The organism is Caballeronia sp. LZ024 (assembly GCF_031451455.1).
GTDB lineage: Bacteria > Pseudomonadota > Gammaproteobacteria > Burkholderiales > Burkholderiaceae > Caballeronia > Caballeronia telluris.
On the sequence record NZ_JARUXL010000001.1, the window covers coordinates 2,605,150 to 2,625,990 of the forward strand.

Below are 20,841 nucleotides of genomic sequence, written 5' to 3' on the forward strand. Positions count from 1 at the left end.
TCAGCGACGACGCAACAGTCGCCGTATCCCGGCGGCCACGACGGGTCGATAACGCTCGGGAACGAATGCACCTGAGCGATGATAAATCCGCCGCAGCAGGCTTGCGGGCATTTGCCCCTCGACGCGTCGCCATCCCAGTTGATGAGCGAACGACCCGTGGTCCTCCTCGAAGAAACGGTAGATCTTGTCGATCAACGCATGTTCGACGTTCGCATTCCTCGCAAGCGCCAGTCCGGCATCCACGGTCCGGGTCTCGTCGGCGTCGAAGACAATCACGCGGCGGCTCGCTATCGCCTCGGCGAACACGGGGTATTTCGTATGCGCCTCGATCTCCTCCTGCTTGCAGGCGAAAAAGAACACCGCGCGCTCTCTTTGCAGATCAACACACGAGCCATCGCGAAAGGCGCCCGCTTCGACCAGCGAACGGAACGGTTCGCCCACGCCGGCATGTACCGGCACGAGATAGGGGATGGCCGGCGCTGCGTCCATGTAATGCGCCGGGAACGTCTTTGAAATGGCAAGGAATTTCCGGTACATGCCGAGACGAAGTGCCATCTCGCCGCGCAAGGCGTGAACCTGCGCGGGCACGTCGACTTCGACGAGCACCAGGCTCTCAAGCAGAATTGAATGCAATGCACGAATCGCTGGCGCGTACTCGGTGACCTTCAGCAGACACTCGTGCGCGTCGCTCAGGAACGTCATGCGCTCCTGCTCATCTGCGATCGAACGGTAGAACGTCCCGAAGCGCTTGCCCAACAGCACGCGGGTGAACGTTGCCAATAATTCATACTCGCTCTGTCGACGCATTTGCGAGCCGCTACTCAGGTTGTTGCCGTGCACGCGATACAGGCAGGTCGGCGCGTTCGAGCTCACGAAGTCGCCTTCGAAGAGTAGATTCAGCCAGAGTTCGAAATCTTGCAGACGCTCATTCGATATGCCCCAGTACGCCCGATCGAAGCATTCGCGGCGAAACATCGAGGCAGGCGCACACAGGAAATTGCCCTTCAACATCGTCGAAAACAGCTTAGGTCGCGTGACGTTACGCAGCTGTTCGTGGTTGAAGATGCTCACGTCGGCCGGCATGCCTGTCGCATCGATGTAGCCGACGTCCGCGAACGCTGCAACAGCCGTCGGCGCGAGCTCCAGAGCATCGACCAGCTTCGTAAGATGCCCCGGAAGCCAGACGTCGTCATGACCGATCTGCGCGATATAGCGGCCGGTCGCGATCGAGGTGGCGTCGGTGAGTGCGGCACACACGCCATAGTTGCTCGGCTTGCGTACGGCATGCACGAGGAAAGGCTGCTCGTGCCGCCAACGCGAGACGATGTCCCAACTGCTGTCAGCCGAGCCGTCATCGATGATGACGACCTCGATGTCGTCACGGTGCTGCGCACTAATCGATTCGAGCGTATCTTGCAGAAAGCGCTCTCCGTTGTACACGGGGAGCACGACGCTAACTAGCGGATTGTTCATTGTCATTGGCGGAGCCGTCCATCAGACGACCAGAATGTTCAGTCGAGCGCAGTCGAAGTGCGAGGCGCGGCGTGCCGCAGACTCCAGCACTAACGGGCGATCCAGAATGAAGCGGTGAAGTTCATCGGAACCGAGCGTCGTCGCGGGAGCGATAAAAGGCGCGTTGCCGACGTGCCGGGCAGCCTGGCGGGCAAGCTGGCTATCCTTGGGCACTCGGGCCCGGTCCATGACGAGGCAGCCGTCGCCCGCTGCGCGAGCCAGGAATCCGACAGGCACTCGAGCAAGCGCCTGAAGCGTGGCCGCGTCGGGCGTTTCTAGCGGATCCATGCCGCTTCCGTCCGGCGCGACCTTGCCGATCGAGAACGTGCTTGCGATGCGCTGGGCAAATGCTTTGCGCTCTGCCGCATTCGACAACGCATGATCGTAGCGGACCACATACCGTGCGCTCGGCTCAATCGTCACCTCGGCCTGGGGATCGGTAGCCTGTATCAGCCGCTGCGCGATGTCGATGCGTTCGCTTTCGGCTTTTGGCTTCTGCCCAAGATCCATCGCTGTGCTGGCCGCATGCACGCGCCAACCATACGCTGCATAGGGTAAATGCGCGACCTTGCAATCCTGGTCGGTGAATCGCTGCAGATACCCGAAGGATAGCCAGATATCGAAGCAACTGCGATATTGCGTCTCCGCATCGGGTTCTTCAAGGATCATCTGCTTGCAGATACCCGTTCGGAAACACGTAATGTGATGCATATAGAAATAATGCATCGCGCTCAATGCATCGAATTCAGGCTTCCAGTAGCGTTCGCGACCCTGCGCCGAAAACTTGGCTTCGTCGGTAAAGACGAGATCATATCCGTCGCGATTCCGACCGAGGAAACGCACGAGCGGCGCAAGATCGACCTCATCGTCGTGATCCAGGATGGCTGAATAAGGTGCGTCGGCTGCGACGAGCGCGGACACATAAGCAGCAAAGATCCCGCGGTTCGTATCGTGTCGAACGTACTTGAAATGCGTAAAACACGACGCCATGCGCTCGGCGAAGACATCTATGCGCGTGTCGTCCGGAGAGTCATTCACTACCACCCACTGGATGCGCTTGTGCACCGGCCACAGCGACATCGCAAGCCGTTCGAGATAGAAGGCTGGGGTCTTGTAGCATGGCGTGATGATCGTCACCAGCGGCAATTCGGTGGGAACCCGCTTATCGTCATTCGGCATACTTACTCCATGCCCTCGCTTTTCGACTCGATCTTCCGGTTGGCAGAGCCAGCTTCGAGTTCGGCAATGCGCCGCTCGCTCTTTGCAAGCTGTTCGCGCAGATCGCGGAGTGTTCGTGCGCTTGCGATTCGCTCCGCAGCGGAAGCTTCCAGAGCAGCTTGAGCTTTGCGTGCGCTATCGGAAACCGCCTCGAATCGTTCGCCCAGCATATGCGCGACTTCAGCAGGATCGACAAGCCGAACGGTCAACTCCAGCCGCCAGCCCGCGCCGACACGAGCCGCCAGTCCGGAAGGCAGCACGGGAAGCATCTGTGGATCGTCATCGCCTGCGTGCAACAACAACCCCTTTCCAGGACGAGCCGCGCCAAAGACGGCGATCGAAGGCGACACCACGTAGTCCTGCTCGAAAGCGCAAGACCACTGGTGCTCCTGCGCGGCATCGAATAGTTCGATTCGCGTTATCTCATACCAGCCGGCGCGATCCGCCGGGTCGATGCGCAGCATGCTCGGCGTCGTTGCATCCGGTGGCAGCACGAGTACCACGTCCGCCGATCCGGAGGAGACCTTCTGCACGACGATCTGATCGTCGCTGAACGTGGCATCCGGATGGGCGTGATAGACGGTGGCGACAAAGCGGCTGTTCGGCGCAGAGGAGAGCGGCAGCGGCTCGTCGGCCCATCGATCGAGGAAGTCGGACACTTCGCGACCCGTCGCGAAGTTCTGGAATGCGGATTCTTGCCTCGCATACCGATCGAAGTCGGTGTCGCCGATTGGAATCCCCGCGGCCCGCGACGCGTCCTGCAGGAACTCCCTGCGGCTCATCAGTGCGACACGGCTTTGCGGCGAAAAGCTGAAGTTTCGATTGACCAGCGACAGGATGGCCCTGAACAGGAGAAATCCCAGTTCGATGCTGTCTTCTTGCTGCCACTCCATGTCGATGGGCCGGGCACGCCCATCTTCGCCGATCACAATGTTCTGCGGGATAAGATCGAGGAAGGCGCCGGGAAGCGCGGCGTGCGCACTGTCCAGCACCGACTGCCTGCCTTGCGTACGCGACAGGTCCGCGAGAATACCGACATAGCGCCGCAGATAGTCGCCGACGTCCTCCAGGGTCCATCCGTTTTTCGATACCACGTCGACAAAGGAGTCCGACAGGAGTCGCCCGGCCACATAGGGGCCGACATCCTCAAGCACGAATCGATACCGGCCAAGCGAACCCAGACCGGACGATCGCGTTTCTATTGCGCGAGACTCGACGACAATGGCATCGACGGTCGGTCGGAACAGCACTTCCTTGCAAAACGGCGACCGCCGTGCAGTGTTGTAATAAAAAGCCAGCACGTCCTGCCGCGGCTGCTCACGCGCCTCTCGCTCCGCGACCACAATGAAGGAATTGGCGACGTCCATGCCGAGATCGTTGCGGATCACGGTCGGCCACACTCGCTGAAGCGTAAAGGACGGGTGCTCCGCCAGCTGCGGATCCTGATGTACCGTCTGCACCGCCAAAGCGGACGGATCGAACCCGGGGTGCGCAAAGCCCGCTTCGGTCACCACCGCCACCGGAAACTTGTAATCGGGAAACGGCGCCATGAAACTGGGAAACTCGAACGACGCCTGACGAAACAACTGGGCCAGCTCGGCCCTTCCATAGGTGCGCGGGCCCTTCTCCGCATAGCGGTTTTCGATCCCGAACATCGGGATGCCAACGTGATCCTCAGGTGCGCCGGCGAAGTACTTGAGCCCGACCTGATTCTCGATCGCGACGATCACGATACCGCCCGGCGAAAGTAGATCGCGCACGCGCGAGAGCATCGCTAATGCGGGAGCGCTGCCAGGCGTGAAGAGCGATGCGTATTCAAGCACTCCGATGAGCGTGACGACATCGAAGCGCTCCTCCGTGACAAAGTCGTCAAATCGCTCGGATACGACGGTCACATCAGACAGATCCCTGCAACGCGACCTGACAATCGCAGCGCGGCGCGGTGATCCTTCGAGCGCCAGGACCTGCGCGCCGCTTTCGCCGAGATAGCGGGTGATCGCCCCACACCCGGCGCCGATCTCCAGCACCCGAGCCGCCTCCAGGCGGGAGTGAAACGGACGCAGAATGTTGGCGCGTGTGCCTGACAGATGGTAGAGGGACGGCCAATCCGACATCGATTTGACCAGTTCCGCCGACCCGAGCGACACATCGGTGGCGTTTGCAACGGTCGCACCGATGCGCGTTTCGACGGCATCGCCGTCGCTGTAGGCGATTCCTTCGTACGTCGGCTTGCGCCAGACACCGACGTTGGTGTCGAGCACGTATCCGCTTCGCTCCAACGAGAAAGACATTCGTGATTCCTTGGTTTTAGGTAGTGCACCGCTGCGGGGACAAATTATAGTCGCGCCGCGCAGGGTTCTATGCGTCTCGCGAAGCGCGTGCCCAGCGGTAGGGCTTCGAGCCAGCCTTGTCGTCCGCGCCCTCAGCCGCGCCCGCAATTTGATTCGTGTCGATCACGCTCATCCCTGCGCGCCGCACCATGAGCGGAAGCAGGCGTTCGAGCGCATGTGCGAGAGTCCCGTCGATTTGCCCCGTCTCCTCTTCGAACGACCTGCGGTCAAGCCCGAGAGCGAGCAGTGGCTCCAGCGCATCCACCCTGGCCCAGAACATCGTTCCCGCTGCGAAACGAAATCGCAACTCCGTCGTGTCGAATCCCAGCGCGTGTGCGAGCGCATTGATGTGACGCTCATTGGAGCCGCGAAACTGGTCGGAATAGACCATATGCCCGGCGGGCCCGATCATACCGACCGAAGGACGAGCATGCATTGCGAAAAGGACATGCCGCGCGCCCGGTCTGTCTCCCAGCAACTTGTCATAGAGGTCCTTGCGCCATGCATCTCCGTCGACACGGTGCAACGACTTTTTCGAATGAATCTTGCACACGTATTCGCACCCGGCCCGACGCACCCGGTCAAGCAGTGTAATGAACGGAAGGAGATCGCGACCGCGATTTTCAAAGCGTTCGATGTCCGCGCCGGGGAATTGGGCGTTGATCGTCTGCTCGATCCCCGAGGGCGCGCGCTTGTCAAGCGACACGAAAAGCCGGAAGCCCACTGGAAGACACGCAAGGTAATCAGAGATCTCAGGCCACAAATCGGCATAGAACAAATGCAGTACGACCGCAATATTCCGGGGGTCGACGCTCCAATGATCGGGCGCGACGGGGCCAAATTCTTCGAGGACCATGCGCGTCTGCTCCAGATACGCGAATCCGGTGTCGGTGTCCGGCTCTATCACGGCGCCGCGGGACCAGTCGTTCCATGCGCGGATGAAGACAAGGCCGTTGCGACCGTCTGCACGCAAGCTGCTTGCACACGCCTGCCGAAGTGCGTTCGCGTAGCCCGAAGGCGTCGCGTTCGCACAGATGCGCGCGGCACTGCCCGCCACCGGGCTGCTGTCGATGCCCGCGACGACGCACGCATACCCCCGCGCGACGTCGTGTGCGCGAAGCAAGCACGGCATTTCGTCCTCGTAACGCGTAACCGCGCCCTGAAACCGCGCGTCAAGCAGCACGGGATGTAGGCTGTACGGCGGTACGGGGCTAGCGGTTGGTTCGCCTGCGACGACTCCATCGAATCCATGCGCCGTCCGTCCATCGGAAGGCGAGCGCGAGATGACTCCGACCAGATGAATCGGCGACAGGCCGGCATCGGAGAAAACAGTGCGCCATCTTTGCGCCTCGTCGGGGTCCGCCAGAGCGGCATCCACGAGTACGACCGGTGTGCCCGCAAGCTCGAGGTAGCGCGGATGTCTAAGCACTTTAATCCAATGCCGCAGATTCGCGGACTGCGCGGGCACGTCCTGCGCCGCGAATTGCACGCAAACGCGCACTGCCAACTCGGGAGCGTCGAGCAGCTCGACTAGTTCGTGCACGCCTATGCCATTCGCCGCGTCACGCGCTTCTAAGCATGCGTCGATGCAGAATGCGCGGAGTCCGTAGCTTGCCGCCAGCTCGGCGTCCCGCAAGACACTCGCGCAGTCGCCCTTCGCGGCAAAGTCAATCCTCTCGGGCATTCTGGGCTGCCGATGGCCGATGAAACGCGGGCGCGCAAACGCGCTGGCCGTCCGGTCCCGCGCTTCGCTCCAACGATAGAACGCGACGGGGATCAGTTCGTCCGACGTCGATGTTCCTCCGTTCAGACGTTCGGAATGTTCCGGATGCCGGCCAGCGAGCGCTCCCAGAAATACGCTGCGCAGGCCGTCTCGCGTTGTGAGCGGCAACGTCTGCAGAAGGCGCGTGACATCGGGACGATGATCGTTATCGAGTCGGCATCGCAGGGACGCCGCACCCGCCAGGGCCCGCGCTCCGAGCAGGTCCAGCCCGAGCGCCGACGCGCGCACCAGCGCTCCCGGATTCAAACGGGTGCGCAATCGCCGCAGCCAGGTCAGCGACTGATAGCGCAGCACGGAAGGCAGCCGCTCCGGGCCGAGGCGCTTCATACATGTTGTCCCGGCCGGGCAGTCCAGCGCGCAATGGCGCGTCGCGTCGCGTCCAGGTAAGCGTGCTTGTACTGCATATCGGGTTCCAGATGGTTCCCTTCGCCCCACTCGTTCCATGCGTTGACGAATACGATGCGTTCATCTCCGCAGGCGAACCGGTGGGTATAGGACAGCGCGCCGTCCAGCCAGCTTTCGTACGCCTCCGGAGTAGATCCGAGGAAGACGTGACTTGTGTTCTGCTTCCTCGCAGTGTTGTCCCACGAGGGCATCACGCCGCGAAACATGGGATATCCGGGATAGCTTTTGGCAAGGCAGACTTCCGCCGTCTTTGAATAATCGTAAAGCGCCCCTCTGAATGTGGGCGACAACTGCTCGACGTCGCCCGCAAAGGGAACGCCGCAGCCATGCGGAGGGAATTCGACGCTTGCATCGAAACCGAACTGCGCTGGCGTTTCACCTCGCGCCCAACTATCGAACGATTGAACGTAGGCGAGATAAAGGTCGCCGAGACCCGCTTCGCGCGCGAGCCTGCGCCAAGTATCGGCGGCTCTTCGAGGCTGAGGTAACAGCGATATCCGGTAGACCAGCACGATCGGCTTCCCGTCGACACGGATGTAGCGCTCATCCCTAAGTAGCGGCAGCCAGTCAAGAAACAGGGCGACCTCGTCGTCTTCCGAGTACGACTGACCAATCAGCAAGGACGAGTCAAGCCCGTCCCAACGGCGGGTCCAGTTTTCATTCGCCCAGCAGATGCAGAACGGGAAGTCCGGCTTGCCACTCGCGAGTACTTCATCGAGCGGGCGCTCGAGCAGCCGGTGTCCACTGAACCAGTAGTAGTAATAGCAGAAGCCGGCGAGCCCGGCGTCGAGCGCCAACTGTGCCTGCGCTTCCCTGACCTCGGACACGCGCAAATCGTAGTATCCGAGATCGGCGGGAAAGTGCGGCTGATAGTGCTGCTTGAAATTCGGCTTTGCCTTGGAGACATTGGTCCATTCGGTGAAGCCCTTTCCCCACCATTCGTCGTTCTCGCGAATCGGATGATATTGAGGGAGATAGAACGCCAGCACGCGGATGTCGGACGCATCCACGGCTACGCGATCAGCGCCAAGTTCAGCAAGACGCGCAGTGGCGGCAGAGAGCGGCCCCGAGGGTGTGGCCAGCAATTCGGACACGACGAAAAGGGCCTTCGGCTCGAATACGATTCGTTTCTTCTGATCCCAGAGTGCCCGCATCAGCCCGTCAATGGGGGAATGCGCCACGCCCGACGCCTGTGCGAACCCTCCCGAAGCTGCGATCGCCTCGCGCCGCAGCAGCACTGCAGTTCCGCTCGCCGCAGGCACCCGGCGAGACAACGCATAGGAAGGTTCGGTTGCGTCATCGCCCTCTCCCAGCGAACGCAGGTTGCCCTCCCGGTCCCAGCATGCACCGGATTCGACCAAGGATCCATCCGTCATCACAGACTTCGCGCAGGAAGCAACGGCTGAAGGCTCACCTTCCAGACGTGAAATAAGCGAGTCGATTGCGCCGGGCTGGACTTGCGCCACGTCGCTGGTCAACAAGACGAATTTACCTGGCGACCGTCCAATCGCACGATCAAACGCCGCAGCCAGTTCTGCATCGGATCCGGCGCCCTCGACAGCGACTCGGCCGACCGAACTCAGCCACTGTGTCCGCCCGTCTTCTTCGCCTGCGATAACGACGACTATCTTCGCCGAAGCGCTGCCCGCCGCGAGAACGCGTTGCAACGCAGTGAGCGATTCGGCAGTCCGTCGCAGCGGCCCGCGCGCGAGAACGACAACTGTCACCTGCGGCAGAGACTGCGCGGGGAAATTCAACTGCGCAGCGTCCAGGACCGTGGGATCGTCCGCCGCGCTCACGGTGACGAGCGCCTGCGTCAGCGCGTTGCGCTCACGCGTCCGATCCGGGCGAGCGGTGGCACCGACAGGCGGTGTCCCCAGCACATGCCGCGCGATACGCGACCACAAGCCGATCGGGCCCTCGGTGCGCAGCAATCGAAGACCATACCGGCCGGTCGCAACAGGGCCACCGCCCGCGGCGATGACATTTCGAAGACGGCGCAGCACGCGCGTCGGGTTGGCGGGTTTGTCGATCATAACTGATGCAACTGCATCGACATTTTCATGTCGACCAACCCGAAAAAGGACGTGTCCGGACTAATGACCAGGTGGATCGCGTCGTATCGACGATCATGCGGAACAATGGTCTCGCCTTCGCGCGTAGCGATACCGAGCGAGATGAAATAGTCGCCCTGACCAAGACGACAATCGAGGAACACGGTCGCGCGCATGCGCTCTCCCGCTTCCCCTACATGTTTCACTTCCTCGCAATCAAGCAATTCGGAATTGGAGCCGAAGACGGTTATGCCCTCCTTCGTCTTGATCGTGACGCCGAGAATGGGTCGCACGAGCGTACGAGTGAAGCGCACGCCGATGTCCAGCCGCACGCGCGCGCCGACTTCGACCGAATGAGGAAATTCGACACCGCCGCTCTCCAGCCGAAAATCGGTAATCGCGGCCGATCCGTCGCCCCAACGGTATTCGTACGGGTTGTAGCCCGGACGCTGCGAGAATACATCCTCGTCGAGTCTCAGTTTGCCCGCCGCGACATCCGGTCCGTCCTCCGCCGCGTCCTTACTTTCTTCGTCCGATACGGCGCCCTCTTTCACCCTCTCGGCAGACGGCTTCGACCGCCTGCGCGCGTTACTGTCGCGTCCGAACAGCAAGTCGAGGTAGCGATTCACCACCTCACGAGGCGCGCCTTCTTGCAACTTCTGCCCTTGATCGAGAAGGATCGCGCTCGAACAATGCGTCACGATCTGCTCGCTGCTATGCGTGACGAGGAGGATGCTCGTGCCGTTATCCTTAAGTTGCTTGAGGCGATCGAAGCATTTCGCCTGGAAACGCGCATCTCCAACCGCGAGGGCTTCGTCCACGATGAGGATTTCTGGATTTGTCTGAGCCTGGACGGCGAACGCGAGCCGCACCATCATCCCGCTCGAATACGTCTTGACAGGCTGATCAACGAACGCGCCGATATCGGCGAATGAAACGATGCTGTCGAAGCGCTCGTCCACCTCGCTTGGAGATAAGCCGAGCAACGATGCGTTCAGATACACGTTTTCGCGGCCGGTAAACTCGGGGTTGAACCCTGATCCCAACTCCAACAACGCCGCAACGCGCCCGTTCACCGACACCGCACCCGCCGTGGGCGTCAGCGTTCCGGCAATGATTTGAAGCAAAGTCGATTTGCCAGAGCCGTTTCGGCCGACGATACCGACGGTTTCCCCTCGCGGAACGCTGAAACTCACATTTTGAAGCGCCCAGAACGGACGGTACAACTGACGACGCCGACCCACTAACATCTGAAGCAAACGGTCGCGCGGCCGCTCGTAGATGTTGTAGCACTTGCCAACGTCGTTAATTTCGATTGCGAATTGACTCATGAATTGACTAGCCCCGGCTCACAAAACATCCGCGAAGCCGCGGCGCGTACGCTGAAAAAAGGCGAAACCCAACCACGCCGCGATGTATCCGAAGACAAAGTATTTCAACAGGCCGATCCAATCCGGCGCATGGCCCCAAATCAGCGCGTCGCGAAGTTGCTCGATGATAAACGTCAGCGGATTCCACTCAATCAGAAACCGCAAATCCTCGGGCACCGAAGTCGTCGGGTAAAACACCGGAGAAAGAAACATCAATAACGACGTCACGATCGACATGAGTTGCCCGATGTCCCGCAGAAAGACGCCAAGCGACATGAGAAACCACGTCACGCCTGCAATCATCAAAAGGTAAGGCACAAGGATGAGCGGTACGAACCAGGCGGTAATCGGCAGGTGCTGCTGCCAGAAGAAAATGCCTCCTATCAAGATCAACGAGGCGATGAAAGTGTGGAACAGCGCCGTGCCGAGCGTGATCCAGGTCAGCGTTTCGAGCGGGAAAACCACTCGCTTCACATAATTCGTGTTCGCTACGATCATACCCGGCGCGCGATTGATGCACTCGGCGAGCAGGCCGTGAGTCAGCACGCCGACAAACATGACGACGGCAAATTCAAAATGGCTCGTAGAAGCCGGGCGCCATTTGGATTTAAATATGACGCCGAAGACGAACGTGTAAACGCTCAGCAGCAAGAGCGGATTCACGAATGACCAGAAGATGCCGAGGAATGAGCCTTTGTAACGCCCGGCGACCTCCCGCTTCACGAACTGATAAATCAGATTACGCTCGCGCACGAGCGACTCGATTACGGACAGCGGATTACGATAGTTAAGGCGGGTCATTAATACGTTTCTCGTAGGGCGATGCGTTGATAGCCGTATCGCTCTTGTGATGCGTCAAGCGCCGATGATCTGATCGATGGTTTGCCGCATTGGAACTTCCCAAGTCGGGCGGACTAGTTCAAAACGCTGATCGAATAGCGAACAGTCGAGCCGAGAATTAGCGGGTCGCCGGGCTGGAAGCGGATAGTCTTGCGTGCCGATCGGGATCACGCGGTTCGTGGCGACAGGGAATTTTCCAGTGGCGCGCGCATAGTCGATCACCGACGCCGCGAACCCGTGCCACGAAGTACTGCCGGCTGCGGTCATGTGGAAGAGTCCGCTTGCGAACACATTCGCACGCCGCTCTTTGATCACCTGCGCCAGGCACTGCGCCGTCAGATCGCCGATGAGCCGCGCACTCGTTGGCGCACCGACCTGATCGGATACGACGCGCAGTTCCTCGCGCTCGCCAGCGAGGCGCAAAATCGTCCGGAGGAAGTTTTTTCCTCTCGCGGCGTAAACCCAGGTGGTACGAAATACCAAATGGTCGCACTGACTCGCTGCAATCGCCTGTTCGCCTGCAAGCTTAGAGCGTCCATAAGCGTTGATCGGAGCAGGCGCGTCCTCCTCTCTCCACGCGCGCTCGATCGCGCCGTCGAACACGTAGTCGGTAGAATAATGGACGAGAAGCGCTCCCAGCCTGCGCGCAGCTGCCGCCAGTTCGCCCACGGCCTGACCGTTGATGATGAGCGCCATCGGCTCTGCCTGCTCGGCCTCGTCCACGGCGGTATAGGCAGCCGCGTTCACGATGATGTCGGGACGCATCGAATCGACCAAAGGACCGAGCTTCTCCGGGGCAGCAAGATCTGCCTGCTCCCGCGTCAGAGCGACGACCGTGCCAAGCGGCATGAGGCTGCGCGCAAGCTCCCAGCCAACCTGTCCATTCGCACCTAGCAGCAGCACTTTCACGCAAACACCTCCGCATCGGCCAGACGGGCGCCCGTGCGGTCTTTCGGCGCAACGAGCGGCTCCTCCGAAATCGGCCATTCGATCCCGATCTCCGCATCGTTCCAGACGATGCTGCGCTCATGTGCCTGATACCAGTAATCGGTAGTCTTATAGAGAAACTGCGCCGTCTCCGACAACACGACGAACCCATGCGCGAACCCCGGCGGCACCCACAACTGCCGATGGTTCTCTTCCGACAGGTTCACGCCCACCCACTTCCCGAAGTTCGGCGAACTCTTGCGGATATCGACGGCGACATCGAACACCTCGCCTTCGACCACACGCACGAGCTTTCCCTGCGGATGCTGAATCTGATAATGCAGCCCGCGCAACACGCCCTTCGCCGATCGTGAATGATTGTCCTGCACGAACTCGACGCCGCTCTGTACCTGCTCGGCAAACTCGCGAGCATTGAAGCTCTCGTAGAAAAATCCGCGCGCATCGCCGAATACCTTCGGTTCAATGATCTTGACTTCGGGCAGCGCCGTAGCGGTTACTTGGATGGCCATGCGACTTGGTCCTTCGGAAGATTGAGCAGGTATTGACCGTAGGCGTTCTTGGCGAGCGGCTTCGCGAGCGCGAGTAGCTGCTCATCGCCGATCCACGCCTGGCGATAGGCGATCTCTTCAGGACACGCCACCACGAGCCCTTGCCGCTTTTGCAGCGTCGCGATGAACGTGGCAGCTTCGATCAGCGAATCGTGCGTGCCGGTATCGAGCCACGCATAGCCACGACCCATAATCTCGACGTCGAGCTTCTTCTGCTGCAGATAATGCGAATTGACGTCCGTGATTTCCAGTTCGCCGCGCGGCGACGGCTTGATGTCCGCCGCAATGTCGCACACCTGGTTGTCGTAGAAATAGAGGCCCGTCACCGCGTAATTCGAGCGCGGCTTCGCGGGCTTTTCCTCGATCGACAACGCGCGAAATTCACGGTCGAATTCCACCACGCCGTAACGCTCCGGATCGTGCACGTGATACGCGAACACCGTCGCGCCGTCGGTGCGCGAATCGGCGTGTTCAAGCTGTTTCGCGAGATCGTGCCCGTAGAAGATGTTGTCGCCGAGAATCAGCGCCGACGGATCGTTCCCGACGAACTCGCGACCAATGATGAACGCCTGCGCGAGCCCGTCCGGCGACGGCTGCACCGCGTACTGGATGTTCATGCCCCACTGACTGCCGTCGCCGAGCATCGCCTCGAAGCGCGGCGTGTCCTGCGGCGTGGAGATGATCAGCACGTCGCGGATGCCCGCCACCATCAGCGTGGAGAGCGGGTAATAGATCATCGGTTTGTCGTAGACAGGCAGCAGCTGCTTCGACACGACGTGCGTGATCGGATAGAGCCGCGTGCCCGAGCCGCCCGCGAGGATGATGCCTTTACGCGCCATCGTCAGCCCCTCACGCGCGCTGCGCGTAGTTGGTCTCGACCCATTTCCGGTATTCGCCGGAAGCCACTTCGTCGGCCCACGCCTGGTTGTCCAGATACCACTGGACCGTCTTCGCGAGACCGGTTTCGAAAGTCTCGGCCGGCTTCCAGCCGAGTTCGCGTTCGAGCTTGCGCGCATCGATCGCGTAACGGCGGTCGTGACCCGGACGATCCGTCACATACGTGATCTGATCGCGATAGGAACCGTCCGCCTTCGGCTTCAGACGATCCAGCAGATCGCACAGCGTATGCACGACTTCGAGATTCTTCTTCTCATTCCAGCCGCCGACGTTGTACGTTTCGCCCGGCGTGCCGCGCGCGAGCACTTCGCGGATCGCGGAACAGTGGTCGCCGACATAGAGCCAGTCGCGCACGTTCTGACCGTCGCCGTACACCGGCAGCGGCTTGGCCGAGAGCGCATTCGCGATCATCAATGGGATCAGCTTCTCGGGGAATTGGTACGGCCCGTAGTTGTTCGAGCAGTTCGTTGTCAGAACCGGCAGGCCATAGGTGTGGTAATACGCGCGCACGAGATGATCCGAGCCAGCCTTCGTCGCGGAATACGGGCTGTTGGGCGCGTAGGCGGTTGTCTCGGAGAACTGCGGATCGGTAGCGGACAGCGAGCCGAAAACTTCGTCGGTCGAGACATGCAGGAAGCGGAACGCCTGCTTTTCATTCTCGGGCAGCGCGCTCCAGTAAGCACGAGTCGCTTCCAGCAGCGTGAACGTGCCGACGACATTCGTCTGCACGAAATCCGCAGGACCGTGAATCGAACGGTCGACGTGACTCTCGGCGGCAAAGTGCAGGATCGCGCGGGGCTTGTGCTCGGCTAGCAGCGCATCCATTGCCGCGCGGTCGCAGATGTCGGCGCGCGCAAACATGTGGCTCGGATTGCCCTTCAGCGGCTTCAACGTGCCCAGATTGCCGGCGTACGTCAGCTTGTCGACGTTCACCACTGCTTCGTCCGAGCCCTGCAGCCAGTCAAGCACAAAGTTGGCGCCGATAAAACCGGCACCGCCCGTTACGAGAATCATAGAAGCCCTCTTTGCGGCCTTTTCGCTGGCGTTGCCGAAATGGCCGTCGTAGACGTGGAAAAATTTGCGCAGTCCTGCGCACGCGGCGTCACAAACGGCAAAACCGACCGGAAGTCGGATCCGCACGCGCCGTCTTGATTAGACACTGATTATAAAGCCCCCAAGTGCAAAAACTACACACCTAACAACTTGAAACAGCTGCGCACCGGCGGTTTCAAAGTTGTAACGGGCGGAGGCGACGACGATTTGACACGCGCGGTGACGATTCGTGCCGTGCCCCATAATGACCGCCACGCTTGAAATCCAGCACACGTTCACTCTATGACCGACGCTCTCCCGACCGCCCGCTCTCCCCTTGTTTTCGGCGACCTCCAAGGCTGCCGCCAGCCGTTCAAACGTCTTCTTCGCAAGCTCGCGCCCACCGACGACACCCCGCTCTGGTTCGCCGGCGACCTGATCAACCGCGGCCCCGAATCGCTGCAGACCCTGCGCGACGTGATCGCGCTCGGCAATCGCGCGACGGTCGTCCTCGGCAACCACGACCTGAACCTGCTCGCGGTCGCGGCCGGCCTGCGTAAGCCCAAAAAAGGCGACACGCTCGACGAAATCCTGGCCGCGAAAGACGCCGCCGATCTCATCGACTGGGTGCGGCACAAGCCGCTCGCGCACTTCGAGCACGGTGTGCTGATGGTTCACGCGGGCGTGCTGCCGCAGTGGGACGTGACGATGACGCTCGAACTCGCACACGAGCTCGAACAGGCGCTGCGCGGGCCGAAGTGGCAGGAGACGCTCGCGTCGCTGTACGGTAACGAGCCGCATCGCTGGGACGATTCGCTCACCGGCGCGGACCGCCTGCGCGTGACGTACAACGCGCTGTCGCGCATCCGCTTTTGCACCGCCGAAGGCGCGATGGAGTTCGCGAACAACGGCGGCCCCGACGCCGCGCCGCCCGGTTACATGCCGTGGTTCGACGTTCCGGGCCGCCGCACGCAGGATGTGACGATCGTGTTCGGCCACTGGGCCGCGCTCGGCCTGATGGTGCGCGACGACGTGCTCTGCCTCGATTCGGGATGCGTGTGGGGTAACAAGCTGTCGGCGGTGCGGCTTGCGGCGAACCCCGCCGAGCGCGTCGTGACGCAGGTCAGTTGCGCGATGAAACCTTGAAGCTCACGCCGTCCGCTGCGACGGCAGCGTGCCATCGTCGAGATCGACCGAAGCCGGCGCGACCGCCTGCACCGGCGCCTCGCCGCGCATCCGATGCAACGCCACTTCGATCGCCGCCTGCGCCTCGCTTGCCAGAAGACGCCGGTTCGCACCCGGCGCGAGCGCGTCGCACACGTACAGATGCGCGGTCAGCGGCGCGCCGCGCAGCAGCAGGTCGAGCGAATCGCCGAGCGTCATGTCGTCGATATACGCGGGCGCCGTCGATTGCCGGCCGCTCGCGTCTTCGTACATCAGGCAGACCGGCTGCACCGGACACGACGCCGACACCGCCGCCTGAAACAGGTTCGCGTGAAACGGCAGCAGCTTCTCGCCGCTCGACGTGGTGCCCTCCGGGAACACGCACATCATCTCGCCCGCCGTTAGACGATTCGCGAGCTCGTGCATGATGCGCTTCGCGTCGCTGCGCTTCTCGCGCTGGATGAACACCGTGCCGAGCTGCTGCGCGAGCCAGCCGACCACCGGCCAGTTGCGGATCTCCGCCTTCGAGACGAACGGCGTCGGCCGCCACGCGTTGATCACGTAGATGTCGATCCACGAGATGTGATTGCCGACCACCAGCACGCCGGCATCGAGCCGCGCTTCGTCGTTATGGACGACGAGCCGCATGCCCGCGAGCCGCAGCATCTTCAGCGACCACGCGCGGTTCATCTCGCGGCGTGCGTCGGCCGAAGCGCGCGGAAAGCGCGTCGCGACGATCCACACGCCGCGCAGCAAGTGAACGGCGAGACGCAGCTTCGCGCCGGCGAGACGCATCCTCAGCGCGTCTCGAAGGCGATATGGCCCGCGACGATCGTCGCGCGCACGCGGGCCGGCAGTTCGTAGCCGAGGAACGGCGAGTTGCGTCCCTGGCTCTTGAGCTTGCGCGGATCGACGAGCCAATCCGCCGACGGGTCGAAGACGCATAGATCAGCGACGGCGCCCATCGCGATGCGTCCGGCCGGCAGCTTGAGCACGTCGGCGGGTGCGGACGAAATGCGCGCGAGCGCCTTCGCCAAAGGCAGGTTCGCCTCGCGCGCCCACTTCACCGTCAGCGAAAGCAGCAGTTCCAGGCCCGTCGAACCCGGCGTGGCTTCGGCGAACGGCAGCAGTTTTTCGTCGTCGTCGAGCGGCGTGTGGTCGGAGCAGATCGCGTCGATCGTGCCGTCGGTGAGACCCGCGCGGATCGCTTCGCGATCGCGCTGCGAACGCAGCGGCGGATCGAGGCGATATTGCGAATCGAAATAGCCGATGTCGATGTCGGTCAGGTGAACGTGGTTGATCGTGACGTCGCACGACACCGCGAGCCCTTCGGCCTTCGCACCGCGCACGAGTTCGACGCCCGCCGCCGACGACAGATGCGACAGATGCACGCGCGCGCCCGTGACACGCATCAGCTCGAAAATGGTGTGCAGCGCGATGGTTTCCGCCGACACCGGCACCCCCGAGAGCCCGAGCCGCGACGCCACCGCCCCGCTCGCCGCGACGCCGCCGCTTGCCATGTACGCGTCCTGCGGACGCAGCCACACGGTATAGCCGTAAGTGGTCGCGTATTGCAGCGCGCGCAGGAGCGTGCGCGTATCGACGATGGGATTGTCGGCCTGCGAGAAGCCGATGCAGCCGGCCTCCGTCAGCTCGACCATTTCCGTAATCGCCTGCCCTTTCAGGCCGACGGTCAGCGCGCCGAGCGGATACACATGGGCCTGATGCAGCTTCTGCGCGCGAAACTTGAGCATCTCGACGAGACCGGGCTCGTCGAGGACCGGATCGGTGTCGGGCGGGCACACAAGGCTCGTCACGCCGCCCGCGATGGCCGCGGCCATTTCGGATTCGAGCGTCGCCTTGTGCTCGAAGCCCGGCTCGCGCAGCCGCGCCGAGAGGTCGACGAAACCCGGCGCGATCGCGAGTCCCTTCGCGTCGATGGTCTTCGCGGCGCTGAAGTCGGCGGGCGCCTCGCCGATCCCGACGATCCGGCCCGCCGCGATGAAAACGTCCGCTTGCCGCTCGGTGCCGGCTGCGGGATCGATGAGCGTGCCGCCCTGAATCTGGATCTTCATGTCGTGTTCTTTAGTCGCTATTTCCGGCCACAATGCCCATCACCGCCATGCGCACCGCGATGCCGAACGTCACCTGATTCAGGATCACCGACTGCGGTCCGTCGGCCACTTGCGAATCGATTTCGACACCGCGGTTCATCGGCCCCGGATGCATCACGATGGCATCGGGCGCGGCGAGCGCGAGTCGCTCGGGCGTGAGGCCCCAGCTCTTGAAATATTCCTGCGCGGACGGCAGCAGCGCGCCGCTCATGCGCTCGTTCTGCAGGCGCAGCATGATGATGACGTCGACGCCCTTCAGGCCCTCGTCGAGATTGTGATAGACGTGCACGCCCATCTGTTCGAGATTGCCGGGCAGCAGCGTGCGCGGCCCGATCGCGCGCACTTCGGGCACGCCGAGCGTGGTGAGCGCGTGGATGTCCGAGCGCGCGACGCGCGAATGCAGAATGTCGCCGACGATCGCCACGCGCAGCTTCGTGAAGTCGCGCTTGTAATGGCGGATCGTGTACATGTCGAGCAGACCCTGCGTCGGGTGCGCGTGACGTCCGTCGCCGGCGTTGATCACGTGAACGTGCGGCGCGCAATGCTCGGCGATCAGATACGGCGCGCCGCTCGACGCATGGCGCACGACGAACATGTCGGCGTGCATCGCGGAGAGATTGTTGATGGTGTCGAGCAGCGATTCGCCCTTGCTCGTCGACGACGCGTTGATGTTCAGGTTCAGCACGTCCGCCGACAGCCGCTTGGCGGCGATCTCGAAGGTGGTGCGCGTGCGCGTCGAGTTTTCGAAGAAGAGGTTGAACACCGACTTGCCGCGCAGAAGCGGCACCTTCTTCACTTCGCGGTCGGTGACGCTCACGAACTGCTCGGCGGTATCGAGGATATGCGTGACGATCGAGCGCGGCAGCCCTTCGATGGTCAGCAGGTGTTTCAGCTCGCCGTTCTTCGTGAGCTGGGGATTGCCTTTGAGAAAGCCGTACCTGAACGTGTCGGAGGCGCGCGCGGACGCGTTGTCCGGCGTGCTGCTTTCGGCAGAACCCTGAGTGGCGGTGTTCATGTCAGTCCTGACGGGTTATTTCGATTGAGTCGAGGGTGTTGCTGCGCGCTATGCGTGGCTCGCGCGCACTTCGGTCGTAAAGGCGAAAGTGCCGTCGTCGCGTTTGGCGAGCACGAGGTCCACGTCGGCCCGCACGTCCACCACGCCGCCGACGAAGCGAGCCGCGATCGGCAGTTCGCGACCGCCGCGATCGGCGAGCACGGCGAGATCGACCGAAGCCGGACGGCCGTAGTCGTACAGCTCGTTGACGGCCGCGCGCGCGGTGCGCCCGGTGGAAAGTACATCGTCGATCAGCACGATCCGGCGGTTGTCGACTTCGAACGGCAGCGCGGTCGGGCTCGCCTGGCTGTGCAGGCCCTTCTTGGCGTAGTCGTCGCGATGCAGCGACACGTTGACGACGCCGAATTCCTTCGCGCCGAGGTCCTTTGCGAGCCGCCCGGCAAGCCACGCGCCGCCGCTGTAGATGCCGCAGAGCACCGCGCCATCGGCTGCTTTCAGCGACTCGCCGTGAGCCGCGCGAATCTGGTCGAGCAACGCGCGATAGAGCGCTTCGGCGTCAATGGAACTCATGATCGTCGGACAGTCCGTCTAGAAATTGTTGGAGAATGACGCGGGCGGCTTCGGCATCGATGTCGTCGAAGCGGCCGCGGGCATTGGGGCGCACGCCGCCCGCCTTCAGTTGCGCTTTGGCATCGACAGAAGAATAGCGTTCGTCAACCCAGCTGACCGGCACGTCGAAGCGCCCGTTCACCTGATTGCCGAAGCGCTTCGCCTGCTGCGTCATGTCGTGAGCCGTGCCGTCCGGATGCAGCGGCAGGCCGACCACGACCGCATCCGGCTTCCATTCGTCGATCAGTTTGCCGACCGATTCGAAACGATATTCGCGATTGCGGTTTTCGAGGACGACGAGCGCGCGGGCCTGCCGCGTCAAGGTATTGCCCACCGCCACGCCGATCCGCTTCTCGCCGTAATCGAAGGCGAGGAGAGTCGCGGCCCGGTTCATGCGCGACCCATCAGGCGTGGCCTGCTTCGCCGGAAAGCATCGAGCGCGACACGCCGAGCAGCGAGAGCGCCGCTTCGAGGCGATCTTCCGCGGGCACGTCGAAGATGATGCGCGAATCGGCTTCCACAGTGAGCCAGCCGTTCTTCGAGATTTCCTCTTCGAGCTGGCCCGCGCCCCAGCCGGCGTGGCCGAGCGTGAGGAGAAACCGGTCGGGGCCCTTGCCGCTCGCGACGGCTTCGAGCACGTCCTTCGAGGTGGTCATCGCGAGGCCGCCGGGCACGCTCATCGACGAGGTGTACGGCTCGCCCTCGCCCGCTTCGTGCAGGACGAAGCCGCGTTCGGTCTGCACCGGCCCGCCGAAGTAGACGGGCAGATGCACGAGCGGCTCGATTTCGAGCTTGAGGTCGATGCGATTGAAGAGCGACTGCAGGTCGATGTCGGTCGGCCGGTTGATCACAAGGCCGAGCGCACCGCGTTCGCTGTGATCGCAAAGGTAGACGACCGTTCCCGAGAACGTCGGATCGGCCATGCTGGGCATGGCGATCAGGAACTGATTCGTCAAATTGATGCGATCGGAAGTCTTGGACATAATTCGGAATTTTACCAAA

At 62.2% G+C, this 20,841-nt stretch carries 18 protein-coding genes; 1 reads left to right on the plus strand and 17 read right to left on the minus strand.

The genetic code is table 11. The features are described 5' to 3' along the window. From QCE48_RS11735 to rfbB, 11 genes are all read right to left on the minus strand, one after another. The gene (locus QCE48_RS11735) at nt 1-1,479 is read right to left on the minus strand and encodes a glycosyltransferase (protein WP_309787684.1); all 1,479 of its coding nucleotides are present in this window, start codon (nt 1,477-1,479) and stop codon (nt 1-3) included. A 15-nt stretch (nt 1,480-1,494) separates the two neighbouring features. Then, the gene (locus QCE48_RS11740; protein WP_309787683.1) at nt 1,495-2,691 is read right to left on the minus strand and encodes a glycosyltransferase; all 1,197 of its coding nucleotides are present in this window, start codon (nt 2,689-2,691) and stop codon (nt 1,495-1,497) included. A 2-nt stretch (nt 2,692-2,693) separates the two neighbouring features. Next, a complete protein-coding gene (locus QCE48_RS11745) occupies nt 2,694-5,021 on the minus strand; it encodes a class I SAM-dependent methyltransferase (protein ID WP_309787682.1) in 2,328 nt (775 codons plus the stop codon). Between the two features lie 67 nt (nt 5,022-5,088). Further along, nucleotides 5,089-7,170, minus strand: a complete 2,082-nt coding sequence (locus tag QCE48_RS11750; RefSeq protein WP_309787681.1) for a rhamnan synthesis F family protein — start codon at nt 7,168-7,170, stop codon at nt 5,089-5,091. Then, the gene (locus QCE48_RS11755; protein WP_309787680.1) at nt 7,167-9,284 is read right to left on the minus strand and encodes a glycoside hydrolase family 99-like domain-containing protein; all 2,118 of its coding nucleotides are present in this window, start codon (nt 9,282-9,284) and stop codon (nt 7,167-7,169) included. The genes QCE48_RS11750 and QCE48_RS11755 overlap by 4 nt, the downstream gene beginning before the upstream one ends. Further along, the gene (locus QCE48_RS11760; RefSeq protein WP_309787679.1) at nt 9,281-10,633 is read right to left on the minus strand and encodes an ABC transporter ATP-binding protein; all 1,353 of its coding nucleotides are present in this window, start codon (nt 10,631-10,633) and stop codon (nt 9,281-9,283) included. The genes QCE48_RS11755 and QCE48_RS11760 overlap by 4 nt, the downstream gene beginning before the upstream one ends. 18 nt (nt 10,634-10,651) lie before the next feature. Next, nucleotides 10,652-11,473, minus strand: a complete 822-nt coding sequence (locus tag QCE48_RS11765) for an ABC transporter permease (RefSeq protein WP_309787678.1) — start codon at nt 11,471-11,473, stop codon at nt 10,652-10,654. A gap of 54 nt (nt 11,474-11,527) precedes the next feature. Continuing rightward, nucleotides 11,528-12,421, minus strand: a complete 894-nt coding sequence (rfbD, locus tag QCE48_RS11770; protein WP_309787677.1) for a dTDP-4-dehydrorhamnose reductase — start codon at nt 12,419-12,421, stop codon at nt 11,528-11,530. Continuing rightward, nucleotides 12,418-12,969 carry a dTDP-4-dehydrorhamnose 3,5-epimerase gene (gene rfbC, locus QCE48_RS11775; RefSeq protein WP_309787676.1) on the minus strand — a complete coding sequence of 184 codons (552 nt, stop codon included), beginning with the start codon at nt 12,967-12,969 and terminating at the stop codon, nt 12,418-12,420. Before rfbC ends, rfbD begins: the two co-directional genes overlap by 4 nt. Then, a complete protein-coding gene (gene rfbA, locus QCE48_RS11780; RefSeq protein ID WP_309787675.1) occupies nt 12,954-13,847 on the minus strand; it encodes a glucose-1-phosphate thymidylyltransferase RfbA in 894 nt (297 codons plus the stop codon). The genes rfbC and rfbA overlap by 16 nt, the downstream gene beginning before the upstream one ends. A 10-nt stretch (nt 13,848-13,857) precedes the next feature. Further along, nucleotides 13,858-14,919 carry a dTDP-glucose 4,6-dehydratase gene (rfbB, locus tag QCE48_RS11785; protein WP_309787674.1) on the minus strand — a complete coding sequence of 354 codons (1,062 nt, stop codon included), beginning with the start codon at nt 14,917-14,919 and terminating at the stop codon, nt 13,858-13,860. Nucleotides 14,920-15,240: 321 nt separating this feature from the next. Here rfbB and QCE48_RS11790 point away from each other — a divergent pair, with 321 nt between their 5' ends. Next, nucleotides 15,241-16,083, plus strand: a complete 843-nt coding sequence (locus tag QCE48_RS11790; protein WP_309787673.1) for a symmetrical bis(5'-nucleosyl)-tetraphosphatase — start codon at nt 15,241-15,243, stop codon at nt 16,081-16,083. Between the two features lie 3 nt (nt 16,084-16,086). On the opposite strand, the gene QCE48_RS11795 is transcribed toward QCE48_RS11790, so the two are convergent. The 6 genes from QCE48_RS11795 to QCE48_RS11820 are packed head-to-tail and all read right to left on the minus strand — an operon-like array spanning nt 16,087 to nt 20,822. After that, entirely contained in the window at nt 16,087-16,896 is an 810-nt protein-coding gene (locus tag QCE48_RS11795; RefSeq protein WP_309787672.1) for a lysophospholipid acyltransferase family protein, read from the minus strand. Between the two features lie 2 nt (nt 16,897-16,898). Then, complete coding sequence (locus QCE48_RS11800; protein ID WP_309787671.1) at nt 16,899-18,176, minus strand: dihydroorotase; 1,278 nt, start codon at nt 18,174-18,176, stop codon at nt 16,899-16,901. Between the two features lie 10 nt (nt 18,177-18,186). Further along, a complete protein-coding gene (locus tag QCE48_RS11805) occupies nt 18,187-19,230 on the minus strand; it encodes an aspartate carbamoyltransferase catalytic subunit (RefSeq protein ID WP_087631498.1) in 1,044 nt (347 codons plus the stop codon). Between the two features lie 48 nt (nt 19,231-19,278). Continuing rightward, a complete protein-coding gene (gene pyrR, locus QCE48_RS11810) occupies nt 19,279-19,800 on the minus strand; it encodes a bifunctional pyr operon transcriptional regulator/uracil phosphoribosyltransferase PyrR (protein ID WP_309787670.1) in 522 nt (173 codons plus the stop codon). Further along, nucleotides 19,787-20,233 carry a Holliday junction resolvase RuvX gene (ruvX, locus tag QCE48_RS11815; protein ID WP_309787669.1) on the minus strand — a complete coding sequence of 149 codons (447 nt, stop codon included), beginning with the start codon at nt 20,231-20,233 and terminating at the stop codon, nt 19,787-19,789. Before ruvX ends, pyrR begins: the two co-directional genes overlap by 14 nt. 10 nt (nt 20,234-20,243) lie before the next feature. After that, nucleotides 20,244-20,822 (minus strand): YqgE/AlgH family protein, encoded by a 579-nt coding sequence (locus QCE48_RS11820; RefSeq protein ID WP_309787668.1) that lies wholly within the window; start codon nt 20,820-20,822, stop codon nt 20,244-20,246. Nucleotides 20,823-20,841 lie beyond the last annotated feature (19 nt).

What these genes read in the sequence shown, in the direction of transcription:
- QCE48_RS11735 (WP_309787684.1), bottom strand. Translation starts at nt 1,479, where the DNA reads ATGACAATGAACAATCCGCTAGTTAGCGTCGTGCTCCCCGTGTACAAC.
- ruvX (WP_309787669.1), bottom strand. Translation starts at nt 20,233, where the DNA reads ATGAACCGGGCCGCGACTCTCCTCGCCTTCGATTACGGCGAGAAGCGG.
- rfbC (WP_309787676.1), bottom strand. Translation starts at nt 12,969, where the DNA reads ATGGCCATCCAAGTAACCGCTACGGCGCTGCCCGAAGTCAAGATCATT.
- QCE48_RS11795 (WP_309787672.1), bottom strand. Translation starts at nt 16,896, where the DNA reads ATGCGTCTCGCCGGCGCGAAGCTGCGTCTCGCCGTTCACTTGCTGCGC.
- QCE48_RS11790 (WP_309787673.1), top strand. Translation starts at nt 15,241, where the DNA reads ATGACCGACGCTCTCCCGACCGCCCGCTCTCCCCTTGTTTTCGGCGAC.
- rfbB (WP_309787674.1), bottom strand. Translation starts at nt 14,919, where the DNA reads ATGATTCTCGTAACGGGCGGTGCCGGTTTTATCGGCGCCAACTTTGTG.
- QCE48_RS11805 (WP_087631498.1), bottom strand. Translation starts at nt 19,230, where the DNA reads ATGAACACCGCCACTCAGGGTTCTGCCGAAAGCAGCACGCCGGACAAC.
- QCE48_RS11800 (WP_309787671.1), bottom strand. Translation starts at nt 18,176, where the DNA reads ATGAAGATCCAGATTCAGGGCGGCACGCTCATCGATCCCGCAGCCGGC.
- QCE48_RS11765 (WP_309787678.1), bottom strand. Translation starts at nt 11,473, where the DNA reads ATGACCCGCCTTAACTATCGTAATCCGCTGTCCGTAATCGAGTCGCTC.
- QCE48_RS11760 (WP_309787679.1), bottom strand. Translation starts at nt 10,633, where the DNA reads ATGAGTCAATTCGCAATCGAAATTAACGACGTTGGCAAGTGCTACAAC.
- QCE48_RS11820 (WP_309787668.1), bottom strand. Translation starts at nt 20,822, where the DNA reads ATGTCCAAGACTTCCGATCGCATCAATTTGACGAATCAGTTCCTGATC.
- pyrR (WP_309787670.1), bottom strand. Translation starts at nt 19,800, where the DNA reads ATGAGTTCCATTGACGCCGAAGCGCTCTATCGCGCGTTGCTCGACCAG.
- QCE48_RS11750 (WP_309787681.1), bottom strand. Translation starts at nt 7,170, where the DNA reads ATGAAGCGCCTCGGCCCGGAGCGGCTGCCTTCCGTGCTGCGCTATCAG.
- QCE48_RS11740 (WP_309787683.1), bottom strand. Translation starts at nt 2,691, where the DNA reads ATGCCGAATGACGATAAGCGGGTTCCCACCGAATTGCCGCTGGTGACG.
- QCE48_RS11745 (WP_309787682.1), bottom strand. Translation starts at nt 5,021, where the DNA reads ATGTCTTTCTCGTTGGAGCGAAGCGGATACGTGCTCGACACCAACGTC.
- rfbA (WP_309787675.1), bottom strand. Translation starts at nt 13,847, where the DNA reads ATGGCGCGTAAAGGCATCATCCTCGCGGGCGGCTCGGGCACGCGGCTC.
- QCE48_RS11755 (WP_309787680.1), bottom strand. Translation starts at nt 9,284, where the DNA reads ATGATCGACAAACCCGCCAACCCGACGCGCGTGCTGCGCCGTCTTCGA.